General features: G+C 63.2%; 17 protein-coding genes and 1 tRNA gene. 2 read left to right on the top strand and 16 right to left on the bottom strand.

The window, feature by feature from the left end:
* Window positions 1-64 precede the first annotated feature (64 nt).
* Window positions 65-742: a phosphoribosylanthranilate isomerase gene (locus tag ACQ4W0_RS13600; RefSeq protein WP_436577200.1), complete on the bottom strand. Its 678-nt coding sequence runs from the start codon at window positions 740-742 to the stop codon at window positions 65-67.
* A 127-nt stretch (window positions 743-869) separates the two neighbouring features.
* On the opposite strand from ACQ4W0_RS13600, the gene ACQ4W0_RS13605 reads away from it, so the two are divergent.
* A complete protein-coding gene (locus tag ACQ4W0_RS13605) occupies window positions 870-1,097 on the top strand; it encodes a hypothetical protein (RefSeq protein WP_070218305.1) in 228 nt (75 codons plus the stop codon).
* Between the two features lie 73 nt (window positions 1,098-1,170).
* Complete coding sequence (locus ACQ4W0_RS13610; protein WP_436577201.1) at window positions 1,171-1,575, top strand: hypothetical protein; 405 nt, start codon at window positions 1,171-1,173, stop codon at window positions 1,573-1,575.
* Between the two features lie 84 nt (window positions 1,576-1,659).
* On the opposite strand, the gene ACQ4W0_RS13615 is transcribed toward ACQ4W0_RS13610, so the two are convergent.
* The 15 genes from ACQ4W0_RS13615 to ACQ4W0_RS13685 form a co-directional block, all read right to left on the bottom strand.
* Window positions 1,660-2,688 (bottom strand): RNA methyltransferase, encoded by a 1,029-nt coding sequence (locus ACQ4W0_RS13615; protein ID WP_436577202.1) that lies wholly within the window; start codon window positions 2,686-2,688, stop codon window positions 1,660-1,662.
* A 66-nt stretch (window positions 2,689-2,754) separates the two neighbouring features.
* A complete protein-coding gene (locus ACQ4W0_RS13620) occupies window positions 2,755-3,096 on the bottom strand; it encodes a zinc ribbon domain-containing protein YjdM (protein ID WP_436577203.1) in 342 nt (113 codons plus the stop codon).
* A gap of 91 nt (window positions 3,097-3,187) precedes the next feature.
* Window positions 3,188-4,153: a CDF family Co(II)/Ni(II) efflux transporter DmeF gene (gene dmeF / locus ACQ4W0_RS13625; RefSeq protein ID WP_436577204.1), complete on the bottom strand. Its 966-nt coding sequence runs from the start codon at window positions 4,151-4,153 to the stop codon at window positions 3,188-3,190.
* Window positions 4,154-4,171: 18 nt separating this feature from the next.
* Complete coding sequence (locus ACQ4W0_RS13630) at window positions 4,172-4,447, bottom strand: metal/formaldehyde-sensitive transcriptional repressor (protein WP_196856798.1); 276 nt, start codon at window positions 4,445-4,447, stop codon at window positions 4,172-4,174.
* Between the two features lie 120 nt (window positions 4,448-4,567).
* Window positions 4,568-5,392 (bottom strand): TlpA family protein disulfide reductase, encoded by an 825-nt coding sequence (locus ACQ4W0_RS13635; RefSeq protein WP_436577205.1) that lies wholly within the window; start codon window positions 5,390-5,392, stop codon window positions 4,568-4,570.
* A gap of 59 nt (window positions 5,393-5,451) precedes the next feature.
* Window positions 5,452-6,165 carry a DUF2325 domain-containing protein gene (locus tag ACQ4W0_RS13640; RefSeq protein ID WP_436577206.1) on the bottom strand — a complete coding sequence of 238 codons (714 nt, stop codon included), beginning with the start codon at window positions 6,163-6,165 and terminating at the stop codon, window positions 5,452-5,454.
* A gap of 119 nt (window positions 6,166-6,284) precedes the next feature.
* Window positions 6,285-6,902 (bottom strand): hypothetical protein, encoded by a 618-nt coding sequence (locus tag ACQ4W0_RS13645; protein ID WP_436577207.1) that lies wholly within the window; start codon window positions 6,900-6,902, stop codon window positions 6,285-6,287.
* A 171-nt stretch (window positions 6,903-7,073) separates the two neighbouring features.
* Entirely contained in the window at window positions 7,074-7,403 is a 330-nt protein-coding gene (locus ACQ4W0_RS13650; protein ID WP_436577208.1) for a hypothetical protein, read from the bottom strand.
* Between the two features lie 66 nt (window positions 7,404-7,469).
* Complete coding sequence (locus tag ACQ4W0_RS13655) at window positions 7,470-8,624, bottom strand: FAD-dependent oxidoreductase (protein ID WP_436577209.1); 1,155 nt, start codon at window positions 8,622-8,624, stop codon at window positions 7,470-7,472.
* Window positions 8,624-10,798, bottom strand: a complete 2,175-nt coding sequence (locus tag ACQ4W0_RS13660) for a LodA/GoxA family CTQ-dependent oxidase (protein WP_436577210.1) — start codon at window positions 10,796-10,798, stop codon at window positions 8,624-8,626. Before ACQ4W0_RS13660 ends, ACQ4W0_RS13655 begins: the two co-directional genes overlap by 1 nt.
* Before the next feature lie 49 nt (window positions 10,799-10,847).
* Window positions 10,848-11,210, bottom strand: coding sequence for a hypothetical protein (locus tag ACQ4W0_RS13665; protein ID WP_436577211.1), 363 nt, complete (start codon window positions 11,208-11,210; stop codon window positions 10,848-10,850).
* The gene (locus ACQ4W0_RS13670; protein WP_436577212.1) at window positions 11,207-12,913 is read right to left on the bottom strand and encodes a tyrosinase family protein; all 1,707 of its coding nucleotides are present in this window, start codon (window positions 12,911-12,913) and stop codon (window positions 11,207-11,209) included. The genes ACQ4W0_RS13665 and ACQ4W0_RS13670 overlap by 4 nt, the downstream gene beginning before the upstream one ends.
* Window positions 12,914-12,980: 67 nt before the next feature.
* Entirely contained in the window at window positions 12,981-15,026 is a 2,046-nt protein-coding gene (locus tag ACQ4W0_RS13675; protein WP_436577213.1) for a multicopper oxidase family protein, read from the bottom strand.
* A gap of 347 nt (window positions 15,027-15,373) precedes the next feature.
* A tRNA-Ser gene (locus ACQ4W0_RS13680) sits at window positions 15,374-15,466 on the bottom strand.
* A gap of 110 nt (window positions 15,467-15,576) precedes the next feature.
* Window positions 15,577-16,824: an aspartate kinase gene (locus ACQ4W0_RS13685; RefSeq protein WP_436577214.1), complete on the bottom strand. Its 1,248-nt coding sequence runs from the start codon at window positions 16,822-16,824 to the stop codon at window positions 15,577-15,579.
* Between the last annotated feature and the right edge of the window lie 97 nt (window positions 16,825-16,921).

Raw genomic sequence — 16,921 nt, forward strand, 5'->3', positions numbered from 1 at the left:
ACGTATTGGCAATACACCTAAGGCAGCACCGGCGTCTGTACCGCCATTCCATGGTCACCGATGTTCAGCCTTCCGCATACAGCGCCGCATCCACGTCGCGCACGGCCGCCATCAGCAGGGCCAGCTTCATGACATCGAGCTTGCCATCGGTGCGCACGCGCGAGCACAGGTCGATGCCGTAGGGGCGCACCTGGCGCAGCGCCTCCATCACGTTGTGTGCATCCAGGCCGCCGGCCAGGAAGACGGGACGAGGGCTGGCGCGCACGAAGCGCGCGCTGACGGACCAGTCGTGCGTGCGGCCCGTGCCGCCCAGTTCCGGGACCAACGCGCCAGGGCGGCCGGAGTCGAGCAAAAAGGCATGCACATGGGGCGCGTAGGCGGGAATCAGCGCCAAAGCCTCGGGCCCTTCCACGTGGATCACCTGCACGCGCCGCACATGGGGCAGCAAGCGCGCCAGCTGCGCCACTTCGCCCGGTTCGATATGGCCGACGATCTGCACGGTGGATGGCTGCGTGGCGCGCACGTGTTCGGCGATGGCTTGCGCCGTCGTCTCGGACGTCAGCAGGAACGTGGCCACTGGGGGCGGCGTCCAGGCGGCAATCTGCGCAATGCGCGCGTCGGGAATCGGGCCGGGGCCGGACGGCATGGCAGCCACCAGGCCCAGCGCGTCGGCGCCGGCGGCAATCGCCAGTTGCGCTTCGTCTATGGAAGCGATGCAGCAGATCTTGATGCGGGTTCTCATGGCCTTGCGTACTCAATCGGGATGATCAACATTACAACACAGGGCGGCACGCACGCCAAGACACGCGGTCAAGGCCACGCACGATAGTGTGCCAGAATGGCTGCATTGCCCACATCCAGAGGAATCCATGGCCGACTACAAAAACCCCAGCTACGTGGCCCGCTCCATGCACCCGCGCTTTGATGAACTGACCTCGCCCGGCGAAGCCGTGCCGTATTCGGGCATCTACCGCTGCGACGGCTGCGCGCACGAGATCGTGTCGACGGAAGGCCACGTCATGCCGCCGCAAAACCACCATCAGCACAGCAGCGAGCAAGGTGCCATCCGCTGGCGCCTGATCGTCAGCCCGCGCTGATTGACACGCGCCAGGTGGCGGACGATACTTGATTTATCCGGGATCGCCATTGGAACGTCACTGGAGCACCAGCATGCGCATCGTTGATTTTGAAGTCCGCAAGGAGTGCCCGCCGCAGCTGTGCGACTGCGAGCGCGAGCGGCTGCTGCACGATCCGCAAGCGGACGTTGCCATCCTGCGCCTGAACCTGACGGAAGAAAAGCGCCTGCTGGCGCACATCGAGGGCATCGCCACGCATGCGCAGCTACAAAAGCTGCAGCTGCTGCTGAAGAAAAACCTGGGCGTGGAATTGCAGATCGCGCCGGGCAGCGGCGAAGTGCGCACCGTGCGCGGCTTCCAGATCCGCCTGCAAGAGCAGCCTGGCCTGTGCCGCAAGACGCGTGCCGCCATTCCGGCCGCCGTGCGGCGCTGCCTGGCCGCGCATCCCGAGATCGCGTTTGCGATCTTGAATGAAAACGATTTGCTGGGTGGCGTTTAACCCCAAGGCAAAGGCTGGGGTCAGACCTTCAACACTGTGAGCGTCAAGCTCAGTGCCAACGTATCCGGGGGTCTGACCCCGGTTTTACGCTGCGTGTATCTCGATCACTTTCTTGCCCTTGGCCTCACGCGCGCGCAACTGCCCGCAGCCGCCCTCCACATCCTGCCCGGCCGAATCGCGCAATTTGGTCAGCACGCCCCGCTCGTGCAGGGCGGCGGCAATGGCGCGCGCCTTTTCCCAGCTGGGGCGCCGGAACGGCAAGTCGTCGATGGTGTTATACGGGATCATGTTGAGCATGGCGTACTTGCCCTTCAGGAGCGCCACGATGCCATCCATCTCGTCGTCGCCATCGTTGACGCCTTCCATCAAGGTCCATTGATACTGCACCGGGTAGTTGGTGAGGCGCGCATACGATTCGCCGAAGTCCACCAGTTCGCGCGGCGACAGCTTTGGCGCGCGCGGCAGCAGCTGTTCGCGCAAGTCCGCCTTGGTGGTGTGCAGGGACAGCGCCAGCGCCGGTTTGACGCGCCCTTGCGGCAGGCGCTCGAAGGCGCGCGGGTCGCCCACCGTGGAAAACACCAGGTTCTTGTGGCCGATATTGCCCTCGGTGCCCAGCAGTTCGATCGCTTCCATCACATTGTTCAGATTGTGCGCCGGTTCGCCCATGCCCATGAAGACGACTTTTTTCACGGGGCGCAGAGTACGCGCCAGCACCACCTGCGCCACGATCTCGCCGCTGGTCACTTGCCGTATCAAGCCATCGCGGCCCGTCATGCAGAACTGGCAGCCCACGGCGCAGCCCACCTGGCTGGACACGCACAGGCCGTCGCGCGGCAGCAGCACGCTTTCCACCGTCTGACCGTCGTGCAGCCCCACCAGCAGGCGCGCGGAACCGTCGGCGCCCGGATGGCTACTGAGCAATTTCAGCATGCCCTGCAACTCAAAGTCCAGCGCAGGCAGGGCCTCGCGCACGGGCAGCGGCAAAAAGTCTTCGGCGCGGCGCCGGCCCTGGTCGTGCGGCTGCCCCTGTATCCAGTCGCGCAGCACGCGTTGTTCGTGCAGGGGCTTGGCGCCCAGGGCGCGCAGGCGCTGGCGGAGATGGTCGATTTGCATGGCGTCTGAATAAAGAACGGCGCGCCGGCAAAAATGCGAGGCGCGCCGCGGATGGCAATAAAAGGCTTAGACTTTTTTCACGAACTCGGTTTTCAGGCTCATGGAGCCGAAGCCGTCGATCTTGCAGTCGATATCGTGGTCGCTGTCGACCAGGCGGATGTTCTTGACCTTGGTACCCATCTTGACGACACCGCCGCCGCCCTTCAATTTCAAGTCCTTGATGACGCTGACTGTGTCGCCATCCTGCAGGATATTGCCGGCCGAATCGCGGTACACCTTGGCGCCCTCCTCCGCTGCTTCGCCAGCCGTGGCCGACCACTCATGCGCGCATTCAGGGCAGACCAACTGGCTGCCGTCTTCGTACGTGAATTCGGATTTGCATTGCGGGCAAGGTGGTAATGTGCTCATTTTTTTCTCTGTCTGGTGAACAGCGCGTGCTGTAAAAGCCGACAGTATACTGCCTACGCCGCGCATCAGCGGGCTTTTTTCGCCATCCTTGTCAAGGACGATGATTAATCTCGATGGTGCTGTGGACAATTTCCTCGTGTATGCCGATGCGCGCGCGCAGCTCGGCCGCTGTCAGCGAGGGGTCGCGGCTGACGACGGACAAGGCGCATGAATACAGCTGCTTGCCAACTCTCCACACGTGCAGGTCGACGATGCGCGGCGTGTCGCCGGCGCTTTCCACTTCCACGGCCTCGCGGATTTCATCCACCACGGGGTGGTCCATCTCGCGGTCCAGCAAGACCTTGCCCGTCTCCTGCATCAGCTTTTTCGCCCACAGCGCCACCAGCACGGCACCGACGATGCCCATCACGGGATCGAGCCAGCGCCAGCCGTACAGCCAGGCGCCGCCCAGCGCAACGATGGCCAGCACGGATGTGGCGGCGTCGGCCAGCACATGGATGTACGCCGCCTTCATGTTCAGGTCTTCGCCATGACCATGATCATGGTGATCATGGCCATGGTGATCGTGACCATGGTGATGCTCGTGGTCGTGGTGCCCGCCGAGGATCAGCGCGCACACGAGGTTGACAGCCAAGCCGAAGGCCGCCACCGCCATGGCCTGCGGATAGTGGATGGGCTGCGGCGAGAACAGGCGCTCGACGGAAGCGGCCACCATCAGCACCGCCACGCCCAGCAGCAAGATGGCGCTGGTGTAGCCGGCCAGCACTTCGATCTTCCACGTGCCGAAGGCAAAACGGGGGTCACGCGCATAGCGGCGCGCCGCTGCATACGCAAACGCGGCCAGGCCGATGGCCAGCGCGTGCGAACTCATATGCCAGCCATCGGCCAGCAGGGCCATGGAGTTATACCACCAGCCGGCGACGATTTCCAGCACCATGGTAGCCAGGGTGATCCACATGACGATGCGCGCGCGGCGCTCCGCCTTGTCGCTGGCCCCGCCAAAGACGTGTTCGTGCTGCCAGGCGGACAGGTCTTCCTCGATATGTTGCAGTTTCATGCTGGTCTCTCCGATGGATTATTTGAGGTAGGTGCGCAGGATGGCGGCGATGTCGTCCGCGCCCCTGGTACGCTCATCGCTGGCCAGGTCGGGACTGGCCACATGCTCGCGCAAATGCTCTTCGATCACTTCGGCCATCAGGCCATTCACGGCGCCGCGCACGGCGGCGATCAGTTGCAGCACTTCGCCGCAGTCGCGGCCCTCTTCCAGACCCCGCTCCAGGCCTTCCACCTGCCCGCGGATGCGCTTCACGCGATTGAGCAGCTTGGTCTTGTTATGCGCCGTGTGTCCCATGAGTCCACCTTAATAAATACTATAGGGGGGTATACTATCAGAGAGAAGCGGGCGGCGGCAAGGCGTAAAAAAGCCGCGCATCGCAAACGATGGCGGCTAGGTCAACCAGGCGTGCGCGCGTCAGGGAACGGGCGCAATCATTTGCAGCTTGCTGGCCAGCGAAGCATCGGACAATTCGCCCAGGTGCGTATCGACCAGGCGCCCCTGGGCGTCATAAAACAGGGTGGTGGGCAGGGCCGAGGAACCGGCCGCCTTGCCCAGCGCCGCCTCGCTGTCGAGCACCACATTACGCAGGGTCACGCCGCTCCTGTCCAGGAAAGCGCTGGCGGCCGTCGCATCCTCGCGCTGGTTCGCATACACGAAGACGATATCGGCACGCGCCTGCTGCGCCGCCGCCAGCACGGGCATCTCGCGCCGGCATGGCGGGCACCAACTGGCCCACAGGTTGACCACCATCGGTTTGCCGCCGGCCAGCGCCGCCAGGGTCGTTGGCGCGCCGTCGAGCGCCTGCAAGGCTACGGCTGGCAAGGCCGCCGGCTTGTCATACGCCAGTCCCATCCCTGCGCTCAACACGCCCCAGGCCAGCGCGCCGGACGCCACGCTGATGGCCAGGGGCCGGCGCATGGCCGCCATGGCGGGACGCCGGCAACGCCACGCGGCCATGGCCAGGGCGGCAGCGATGCCGGCTGGCGCCATGAAGCCGCCGTCGCGGATATTCAAAATGGACCAGGGAGCCGCCAGGTATCGTTCGTGCCAGCGCAGCACGAAAGCCATGCGCGCAGCCAGCAGGCCTGCGATCAGCAGGTCGGACACGAGGGGGCCGGCGTCCGGAAGCTGGCGGTACCGCCGCAGCCACCACGCCACGCCATAGGCGACGCACAGGGAAACGAACAGCAGGACCAGGCCCGTAGGCAGGGCCAGGAGGCCGATTTGCAGGGACAGCATGGGCGCTTTCAGCGGCGTTGAATGGACGGCCATTCTGCCCCATGGGGATTAAGCGGACGTTAAGAAGCGGCCAGCGCCTCCTTGCGCACGAAATGCATGGCTTGCGGCTGGTCTACCAGCACGCACTGCTTGCCCGTGCGCTTGCAATGGTCATGCACGCGCCAATAGGCATCGTGGCTGACGCAGCCCGTCTGGCAAATCACCAGGTCGGCCGCCACCAGACCCGCTTCCAGCGCCGCCGCATCGTCGGCGCCAGCATCGCCGCCCGCGTGGTGCAGGAAGCGTCCACCAGCCTGCTCGATGGCTTGCTGCGCCGCGTGGGCGCCGTCCGCGTCCTGGCCCGATTCCTGGTGTAAATAGTTGCCCACATACAGCACCGCTTTTTCGCGCACGCCAGCGAGCAAGTCAGCTTGCAGCGCGGCGCGGGGTACGGCCGATGGCGCGGGCACCCATTGCAGGCGCAGCAATTCGCGCATCAAATCCTGCACCCGCTCGCTGAGCCATTCGACCTTGCGCGCCAGCCGCGCCCGCGTTGGCAAACCCGGCGCGGCCGCCGCCAGTTCAGCCAGTGCGTCGCGCGCCAGCGCCAGCTGCGTATCGCGAATCACGACCTGCGCCCGCGCGCGCATCAATTCCGACTCCAGTTGCGCGATGCGGGCCGCCTGCGCGGCAAGCTGCGCACTGCATCGGGCCTGCGCCCGCCCATACTCGCCTATCAGCACGCGATGCTCGCGCGCGATCATGTCCTCGTTGCCATACACAGTGCCCATCATGCCCTCCTTCACCACCCGTGGCGCCAGCCCATCGCTACCTCATAGCTCCGCATTATAAATGAGAATCATTATTATTTGTGTGTGCGCGTGCGCGCGGGGGGTATGCGAGCGCCGTCGCATCACGCGGCGGGCGGGCAAGACAGCATGCGCTTCCAGACGTCGTCCTGCACTTGCCGCACCTGCCGCAAGCCCTCGGCACCGCGATAGATGTCCAGGGTGTTCGGCCAGGCCATATCGATAAACAACAACCGTGCCGGATCGATCAGCAGGGACTGCCCCACAAAGTTCCCCTTGATTTCGCCCTTGTTGACGGTCAGCAGGCGCGTGCCACCCGCAAGCGTCCGCTCGTCCAGCGCCACGCCACTGCGCTCGGCCACATCGCGCAGCCAACGTTCGCGCCAGCGCGCCTGCTCCTCGAATTGCCCGTTTGGCGGCCGGTCCAGCTTGACGACGGCCGCCACGGGACCGCCGATCCCCGCCTGCAGCGAAAAGCCCATGCGTTCCTGCAGTTCGACCGTGTACGCCTCGCCCTTGACGTCGATCTGGTAGCGCCCCACCCCATCCTGCACCAGCAGGTCGGCCTGGTGATAGGCAGGCTGGACGCAATTGGCGTACTGATAGACGAGCACATCAAGGAACGGCGGTGCTGCAGCGGTGGACCCCGCCATGGCGGGCGCCATGCTGGCACACAGTACCGCGGCGGCCGCGCATTGCATCGGGTATTTCATCGTACTCATACTTGCTCCTGTTCGAGTGGAAAGTCGATGGCGGCCGAAAACAGCTGCGGCATGCCATCATGCCTGCGCATATTAGCGATCTTGTACATTTTTTTCTGTACATGATTCAATCGAATCAGCCTGGTCAAGCATCTGGCGTATCCCAAGGTGCTGGTCGATTATGCGCAAAAATTATGGCAAGAAGAGCGCAACAGCAGCGAAGTTGCATGGCGGCAGCCATAGTGAGCAAGGGACAAGGATGCAGACGCTGAACGAACATGATTTTTTGGCCTCGCGCAGGCAACCACGGCTGTCATATGCCATCTCGCCCGGCCCGGCGACGGCGTCGAGCAGGTCAACCGGATCGTCTACCTCGGCATTTTGCTCGTCTGGGGAAGTTTGCTGCCACGGCTGGCGCCCGTCATCGACTTCAACAACCTTGCCAAAGATGGGCTGGTCGAACGCTTGCTGGCGTGCTTCGGCGCAGGCATGGATACGCTGGAACGGGAAACGCGGCGGCATTGACGCTGGCATCGTGCACGCGCCCGCCACTTCCTGCACCAGCGGCACGCTGTGGGGACGGCTGTATCAGGCCGGCACCTGCGCGTCCGCGTGCAACTGGCGCCAGAACGGCGCAGCGGGCCAGCGCTGCTCCCATCCATAGTATTGCCGGCGCTGCGCCAGGTACTGCGCATGGCGCAGCGCCACCGTATGCGCCACCGCGCCCAGGGTGGCGTGGCCGGCGATGGCGCCAGCGGCCGCGATGCCATTGGCCAGCGCCTTGACGATGCCTTGCGAGGTGACGGGATCGAAGGCCGAGGCGGCGTCGCCGATCGCCAGCCAGCCATCGCCATGCAGTTGATCGAGGCAGTAGGACGGCGCGGGGAAACTCTGCACGCCACCTGCCAGCGGCACCGCGCCGCGGGCCAGCGCGGCCGTATTGGGCGCGGCTGCCAGCCGTTCCAGCCAGTGCCCGGCCTGCTGCAAGCGCCGCGCCTTGACAGTGGCCGCGTCGCTGTAAAACGCCAGCAGCAAGGTGGCGTCGGGCAGATGGGCGCCATACCACCAGCCATGTTCGACCGCCTCCAGGTGCGTGAGGCCGGATCGGACGCCATCTGGTGCGGCAAAGCGCATGGCCAGGCATACCAGCGGCAGTGTTTCGACCTTGCGGCTGCCGCGCTGGCGCGCGAAGACGGCACGCGTGCCGCTGGCGTCGACCACCAGGTCGGCATGGATGCGGGCCGGGCGAGGATGCACAGAATCGCCCAGCATCAATTCCAATGCAAAGCCGCCGCCTTGCGCCGGGGCCGACGCGGCCAGGCTGGCGCGCACCAGCACTTCCGTCCCGCGCAAGCGCGCCTGCCGCGCCAGGAAGCGGTTGAAGCGGGAACGCTCCAGATGCCAGCCATGGCCCAGCGGATGCATCAGCGCGTCGTTGTAACCGCGCTTGTCGCTGCCCCACCAGGAACAGCTGCCATGGCAAGGCGCGTGCGTCTCGGCGAAAAAATCCTGCGCAATGCCCAGCGCCTGGAACAGGCGGTTGGCTTCGGGCGGAATGCTCTCGCCGATGCGAAACGACGTGTAGTCGCCCGCCTCGATGACGAGCACGTCGTGCACGCCATGCCGGGCCAGCTCCAACGCGCAGGCGCAGCCCGCCGGACCGCCGCCGATGATGGCGACCCGGTAGCGCTGCCGCAATGGCGATGGCGCTGCCGCGCCGGGACTGTCTGCGGCCACCGGCATCAGAGTTTCGGTTTCGGCTGCGGCTTCGGCCGGTACACCTTGTCGATGGCCGTGTTGCGCCAATACTCGACCAGATTGCTTTCATCGCTGTCGAACAGGCTCTCGACTTCCAGGTAGTAGTCGTGGCAGATGTTCTTGTTCCCCTGCGCCTGCGGGATGGCCGTGCTTTGCACCACCACCCCGATGCGCTGCCAGTTCAGCAGGAACTGCGCGCGGTCCTGATAGCGCCCCACATGCATGGCCGGCCGGTCGATTTCCGCGTCGGCGGGCGTGGTCGATGGCACGTCATCGGCCCGCGTGCCCTTGCCCCGCACGGAAAAGCGCGGCGTCGGCAAGTCCGTGCCGCTGGCCACCACGTCATCGTAGGTGTAGACGGCCACGGGCCGCTGCGCCGGCCAGGATGAGTACAGCAGCGTATTGATGCCATTGCCAGGGGTCGCCGTGGCCGCGTCGATCGCGTCCTGATTATTTAGCAACTGGCGACCGGGCGGCGTTTCCGGCAAATGGGTGGCGCACGAGTTGTAATCCGTATGCCACGGCAGGGCCATGAACTTGGACAGGTCGCCAGGCTGCACCGCCTCGCCACGCAGCGGCGTGTAGCCGCCCGTCAGAAAAGGTGCATCCTTGACGGCCTTGCGGTAATCGAGGCGCTCCCCGTTGATGCGGAACGGTCCGCCGCTGTCGTGGCGCTGCCATGCCTGCTGATACAGCCCGGGGTCGCGCACGATAAAACCCATTTCGATGCCGGGACTGTAACGGCCGCCCAGGCAGTTGAACAGGACCGTGCGGTCCAGCGCCTCGCCGGCACCCAGCACGGCATCGCTGCCGGCAGGCGCATAGTGCTCGTGCGCCCACTGCTTTATGAAAAAGTACTGCGCCCGCGTCAGCGTCAGCAGGCCGCTGCCCGCGTCGCCCAACGACAAGGGCATTTGCGGAGTCGCCGTCGCCAGCTCCGGCTGGTCCGGATCGCGGATGAAGTTCATGATGCGGTAGCCCCGCAAGCCGTCGGCCGCCATCTTGCCCAGCCGGTCATGCTCCTTGATCGCGCGCGGCGGCAGGCTGGTGGTCCACTTCTGCAGCGAGGCGGCGCGCAGGATCGGCTGCACATCGGTGCTGAAATCGCAGCGGTAGCCGGCCTGATAGCTGCCCTCGGCATAAATGGCGGGACGCAGCGCCATCTTTTCCAGCCAGGTGCAATACAGGTCGTCCCACAGCGACACCACGCTGGCCGTTTGCGGCGCATACGACGGGTCGCTGGAGATCACCCAGGCGCTGCCCTCGACGGCACGGCTGCTGCCGTCGGCGAAGACCAGGCTGGCCGTGACGGGACCATCGGCCACGTCATCGAACCAGTGATCGTTGTTGACATTGTCGCCCAGGCTGGCACTGGCCGAATAATTGCCTTGCGCGTCAAAGCCGCACGCCTTGCCATAGCCGCCCAGCACCAGCAGGCGGCCATTTTTTTCCGTCGTGATGGCGCCCAGCGAGGCTATGATGCCGCCCGTGATGGCGCCAGGTCCATGGCCATCCGCGCCAGTCGGCCCGCTGCGGGGAAACGACACGGGATAGGCGGGCAAGGCGCATACGGCGCCGCTGTCGGCGTCCACGCAGGACGGCTCGGTGGCGGCGTCAAACTGCAGCACCGCCTGGCGCGATGCCAGTAGCGTGCGCGGCCCCGCGTCGATGACCAGCAGTGTGCGGCGCTGCAGCTCATCGCCGATGAAGTTCTTGTTGCGCAGGTCCGGCTCGCGGCCATGCTCGAAGGGCGCGACGCCGTCGCCACCCAGCCAGCTATTCGCTTTCTTGTTGGCCAGGTGCACGCTCCACACGATGTCCTTGACGCGCTTGCCGTCGACCATACTGCCGATGGCCACTTCGACGGGCGTGCCCTGCTTGCCGAGCGGGTACGTTTCAGCGCCCGCCGCGTCATCGAAGGCATATTGAAAAATGCGGAAACGGGCCGCCTGCCGCTTGAGTTTCCCGCTGCCGTCGCGCAGTTCGGTGCTGAGGATCGTGGTGTCTTCCGTGCCCGGCCGGATCGGCAAGCCTCCCGTGCAGGTCTTGCCCTGCAACGCCATGCCCGCCATGCTTTCCGGCCCGAGATAGTATTCTTCGCTGTTGCCGACACGGGCGATGCCGATGGCCGGATGGATTCTTAACGCGGTGTATGCCATGCTGAACTCCTGGTAATCGAAGATGTCTGTGCCGCCAGGCACGCGAAACTTACGGCTGCATGCCGTCCCGGACCCACTGGTCGAAAATATCGATGCCTTCCTGCGGCATGCGCCCGTCGGGCGGCATGGGATGGGGCGCAGACTGGACATACTCGCCCTCCTTGCCACCCCGTTGCGGCAGGCGCTGCGCGGCGCTCACCAGCCACGTCCCGCTTGCCCTGTCATAGTCGTAGCCATGCAGGGCCACCTGGATCTGGTAGTAAAAATCTTTCACGCTCTCATACTCGTTCAGGCGCAGCAGGCGCACGCCCGAGGACGAGGGGTTGTTCAGCTTGACCTTGTTCATATCGGCGACATACCTGGAAAACAGGCCTTGCACATCGCGCTTGAAGCTTTTTGGCGCGCTCATCATTTCACTCCTTCATAGCTGGGCTGGGGAGGCTGCCGGCGATCGACGATGGCGACCGACGGTTTGGAGAAATCGCTTTGCCGGATCAGGCCGCGCCCCTTGTCATTGGTGGTAATGGCCGTCGTGATGTGCCAGGTCTGGCCGCGCTTTTTGGGCACCAGGCTATCGACGATGCCGGTGATATCGACGTCGATGGCGTAAGCCTTGTGCGCATGCGTGCCGGACAGGGCCCAGTGGCTGGTACTGGTGATCAGGTAACGGTCGCGGAACTGCTTGTCGCCGAGCCGCACGGCCACGTTCGCAGGGTGCATGTACACATCGGCCTGGAAACTGTAGTCTTCCATGGCATGGGCGCGATCCAGGTGCAAGTTGGCGCGTTTGTCCCTGGCGACCGACGCCCTGGCGATGGTATAGCTGCCGTTCAGGACGATATCGGGCCGGGCGACCGTGCCATCGCTGGCCTCATCGCTCAACAGGGCGGCGAACAGGCTTTTCTGGTTGTCGCCAAAGGCGAAACCGGCTTGCTGACGCTGGTCGATCAGTGCTTGCAAGTCCTTTTTCCGCACGAACTCGCCGCCATAGGTGGGCTGGAAGCCATACCCTTGCTTGACGGTGTCGAAGTAAATCTCGGCCTGCCCCATGTTTGCCGTATAGCTGCCCGAATCGGTCCGCTGGGGATCGCCATCGCCCGCACTCCAGCCGACGGGCCTGGCCAGGCCGGCATCCTGTTCGCTGCGCAGGAAGGTGCTGCGGCCACTGCCCCGGATGCCGCTGTCGCCATGCTCGTCCAGCCATTTTTCAAAACTGTAATCGAGAAAATTATGGAAGGCGTAAAACAGCGGGTCCAGGCCTGCCGTGATGTTGTCTCCCATGTTGCCGCCCATGTAAAAGGCGTGCATGTGATTGTGGATGCGCGTTTCCAGGTTGCCACCGCCGCCGCTGCCATACTCGTCGCCGCCAAAATCGTTCCAGTCCATGTAATAGATCTGATAGCCCAGCAAGTTCGGCGAGGCGGTGGCCATGGAACTGTCGAGGCTGCCCTTGATGCGGGTCGAGTCATACAGCGGCGAATCGACGTCCTCGAAGGCTTTCGGATAGCGCACGCCGCTGGGCTTGCGGGTGAAATTCCAGTACGGCAGCGCGACATTGCGCGTGCTCGGTCCCCGCTCGCCATTCGGATCGGCGGCCTGCAAGGCTTGCTCATAGAAATACAGCTGCGCCCGGTGCCATTGCAGGAAGGTATTTTTCTGGTGTTCGCACTCGCCCGGAAATTCCAGATGGGAATTCGCCTCCGTCGGCGGCTTGTCGAGGAAATAGGCAACATCGCAACTGTTGCGCGACGGGTCGCTCAACAACCACTTCAAGCCATCGCCAGGCAGCGATGCCTGGCGGTCATTGAACACATCGACAGACGGACAGTTGTGCACCCAGGCTTGCCACAAGAAGCCGCGCCGGTCATACACGTTTTCCTGGCTCTTGCGTTTCATCTCGCCCACCGCATGCTTGAATGCATCAAGCTCGGCAGGAGTCAGCTCATCGATGTTCTTGCGGTAGCGCACAAGGTGCGCGCCGCCCTGCTCCGCCTGGGCCAGCAAGGCGGGGCTGCAACGGGCGACAGCCAGCACGCCCGTGTCGGCGCCGGCATGGGCGCCGGCGCACGCCAAGCCCGCCAGCAGGGAAAAGGTCAAGGTTTTCATGCATAACATGGGCAGATGCTCCAGAGACAGGTTGTGAGGGTCGCAAGCGCGGCAGGCGCGCTTGCGCCAGGAACGATCAGTGGCCGTGTCCGCCAACGTCGCCACCGCCCTTGCCATCCGGCAGCACTACCTTGACGTTTTGCATCATGCCCTGGTCTTCATGCTCGAGGATGTGACAATGCAGCACGTATTCGCCGATGTAGCGCTGATAACGCGTGGCAATCTCGATCTTGTGGTTCTCCATCACCAGCAAGGTGTCTTTCCACGTGCCGATCAACTCCTTGTACTGCGCATCGACCGTGCCGCCGTCGGTGCGGGTGATGCCGATGATCTGGAAGGGGTTGACGTGGATATGGAAGGGATGGTTGCCATTCTTCGAAGCGAGTTCCCAAATCTGCTCGGTGCCCAGCACCAGCGTGTGGTCCACGCGGTGCGGATCATAGACATACTTCATCTCGGGGGTCGGCGCGTCTTCCGGCTTGCCTTCCACCATGAAACGGGTCTTGCCGTCCACCTTGGCAATGTTGAAGGTCGCATACTCCTTCTTCTTGTCGCGCATCGCGTCCTTTGCCGCCTCGCTGAAGCTGGCATGCGGGACGAACTTGCCGAGCTTGAGACCATCCCCCAGGTCGCCAAGGATGGTGCTCTTGACGCTATCTGGCAACTGGGCGCCGGGCAGGCTCTTGACGGCATTGCGCAACTCGGCCAGCAGGAAATCGCGCGGCGACTCGCCTGCCCTGGCCCGCGCCGATGCCTTGGCGTTGGTCTTGGCGGCGATGACGCCGATCAGGCGCGTGTTGTTGACGTCATGCATTGTGGTCATATTGTTGACGTTGGTTTCCGCATACACGCAATAGGCGCCGGCTTTCGGCAGCGAAAACAGGATATCGCTGCGGTAGCCCGGTTGCAGGTAATTGAGCGTCTTGGGGATGATTCTGTCATGCGTCAAGCCGTCGCTGGCCACCTCGAACTGCGTGACGTCCTCGCCATCGCATAACTCCATCACGTCCTTGTCCTGGTTGGCCACGCTGAGCGCCTTGAACAGCTTTTGCGGATCAGTCGCGCGGCGGATGCGCAGCACCACGGTTGCCTGGAAACCCGTATCGATCATGCGCCAGCGATACAGGCGCTGCGTCTTCATCTTCAGCACCGGCTGCACCTTGCCGTTGACCGAGGTATAGCGGCCCGACTTCAGCCAGGCATTCGGATCGTCGACCTGAGCGAAATCCTCCAGCACGCCTACCCCGTCCGTGGCGCACGGCTTCGTCGACACCAGGCTGTTGCTGGGGCAATCATAGGGAATTTGTTGCAGCAGCATCACTTCGCCGGCGCTGCCACTGCCGTCATCGGGCTGGAAGTGTTTCAGCACGACGTCGAGATCGCCATTCGCCGTGGCCGTCGGATAACGGTCGCCCTCGACCACCAGCGCACCGGCCATGCCGCTGGCCACCTGCATCGCCGTCGCGCCATGCTGGTGCGGGTGATACCAGAACGTGCCGGCCGGATGGTCGATGGGAATATTGTATTCATACTCGAAATCCACATCAGGCTTGATCGATATCAACACGTTGTCGCTATTGCCCGAAGGTGACACCCACAGGCCGTGCGAATGCAGATTGGTGTCGTTGAAGCAGCCGGGCGGGCGCGCCGCATTGATATCTTTTGTAGCGCACTGCTCGGCCGGCAGCACCGGCAACTGGTTGTGCAGTTTGAAGCGCACGGTCTGCCCCGGCGCCATCACCACGGTGGGCGCCATGAAGGTGGCCGCATTCTCGTCGCGTCCATCGAGCGCCAGGCCGCTCGTCTGCTGGTAGGAACGCAGGCGCACCTTGTCATGCTTTGCCGTGGTCGGATTGTAAATGGTGCCGTTGGCATAGCGGATGTACAGATCGTACGACTTCTCGTACTCATCGCGCTTGCTCGCCGCGCGGTTGGCGGGCCTGGCGCGCGCCTTCAGTTTCGGCGGCTCCTGCAGCAGGCGCAGCTCGACATTGGGCACGGACTTCAGATTGAGGTCGAGATTGAGATCGACCGTGGTTTCCGCAGCGAACGCGGCACTGCAGGCAAACGGCATGGCAGCCAGGCACAGCAACGCGTGCCTGCGGGGAAGACGATAGGACATGACAACTCCTTGATTGGACTCGGCAATGGAAGCATGGCTGGGCATGCGTATTTTTTTATTAGTAACATTGCTATTATCCATAATGACAAAGAGTCAATACTCACACTAAGTCACTTGTTGTATTTTGGGATTTCTGGCTTGCGGGTGGGGGCCGGCGGCGGAGCTGGCCGCTAGTGCCTGAGGTGAGGGGACGGCGTTGGCCGCTGCGCGGCCAACGGCCCGCGCGGAGCGCGGTGATTGGGCGATTCGGAGAGGGCTGGGCCGGCACGGCCCAGCCCTTCGAATCCCACCGTTCCGTCCAGACAAACAAAAAAGCCTCCCGCAGGGGAGGCTTTTTTGTTTGATTCTGGCGGAGACGGTGGGATTCGAACCCACGATACAGGTATAAGCCGTATGCATCCTTAGCAGGGATGTGCCTTCGGCCACTCGGCCACGTCTCCTAGCTGATTACTCAACTATGTCGCTGTAGCTAACTGCGCTGCAGCAACGAACGTCATAATATCGATTGCCCCCCCTTTGGTCAAGGGCGTGGGGCAATATTTTTGGATATTTAAGCTTTTTCCAGCTCGAACGCTTTATGCAGCGCGCGCACGGCCAGTTCCATGTACTTTTCATCGATCAACACGGAGATCTTGATCTCGGAAGTGGAGATCATCATGATGTTGATGCCCTCTTCCGACAGGGTGCGGAACATTTGCGATGCCACGCCAACATGGCTGCGCATGCCCACGCCGACGACGGACAGTTTCGACACTTTCGCGTCGCCCGTGATGCTGGCCGCGCCCAGCGATTCGCGGTTCGATTCCAGCACGGCCAGCGCGCGCGTGTATTCGCCGCGCGAGACGGTGAAGGTGAAGTCCGTTTTACCGTCGACCGACTGATTCTGTATGATCATGTCGACTTCGATATTCGCGTCCGCCACCGGCCCCAGGATGTGGTAGGCCACGCCTGGGCGGTCGGGCACGCCGAGCACGGTGATTTTGGCTTCATCGCGGTTGAAGGCGATGCCGGAGATGACTGCTTGTTCCATGTTTGTATCTTCCTCAAACGAAATCAGGGTGCCTGAATTGGCTTCTATTTCCAGCGGCAACATCGGGTCGGTCAGCGACGACAGCACGCGCGTGGGCACGCGGTAGTTGCCGGCAAATTCCACCGAACGCGTTTGCAGCACTTTGGAACCCAGCGACGCCAGTTCCAGCATTTCTTCAAAGGTGATGGTCTTCAGGCGGCGCGCCTCGGAGACCACGCGCGGGTCGGTCGTGTAGACGCCGTCGACGTCCGTGAAGATCAGGCATTCGGCCGCCTTCATGGCGGCGGCGATGGCCACGGCCGAGGTATCGGAACCGCCGCGACCCAGGGTCGCGATATTGTCGTTCTCGTCGACGCCCTGGAAGCCGGTAATGATGACAATCTTGCCTGCATCGAGGTCGCGTTTGACTTTTTCGTCATCGATCGACTGGATGCGTGCCTTGGTAAAGGCGGAATCGGTCTTGATCGCGACTTGCCAGCCAGCATAGGATACGGCTTGTTTGCCGATCGCCAGCAGTGCCATCGACAATAAGCCGACGGACACCTGTTCGCCTGTCGAGGCGATCATGTCAAGTTCACGGGGATCGGGTTGATCCATGATTTCCCTGGCCAGTCCAATCAGGCGGTTGGTTTCGCCCGACATGGCCGATGGCACCACCACGATTTGATGCCCTGCGTCGTGCCACTTGGCAACGCGCTTGGCGACATTCTTGATACGGTCAGTCGAGCCCATCGACGTACCGCCATATTTGTGGACGATTAAAGCCATAAGAGTGAAGTTTCCGCTCAAGAAGAATAAAAAAGGAGGGCTTTACTCTACATGCCGCAATGCAAAATAACAAGCTAAAAAGCGCATTAGCTCATAC

It is taken from the genome of Janthinobacterium breve (assembly GCF_051380895.1).
Classification (GTDB): Bacteria; Pseudomonadota; Gammaproteobacteria; order Burkholderiales; family Burkholderiaceae_D; genus Janthinobacterium.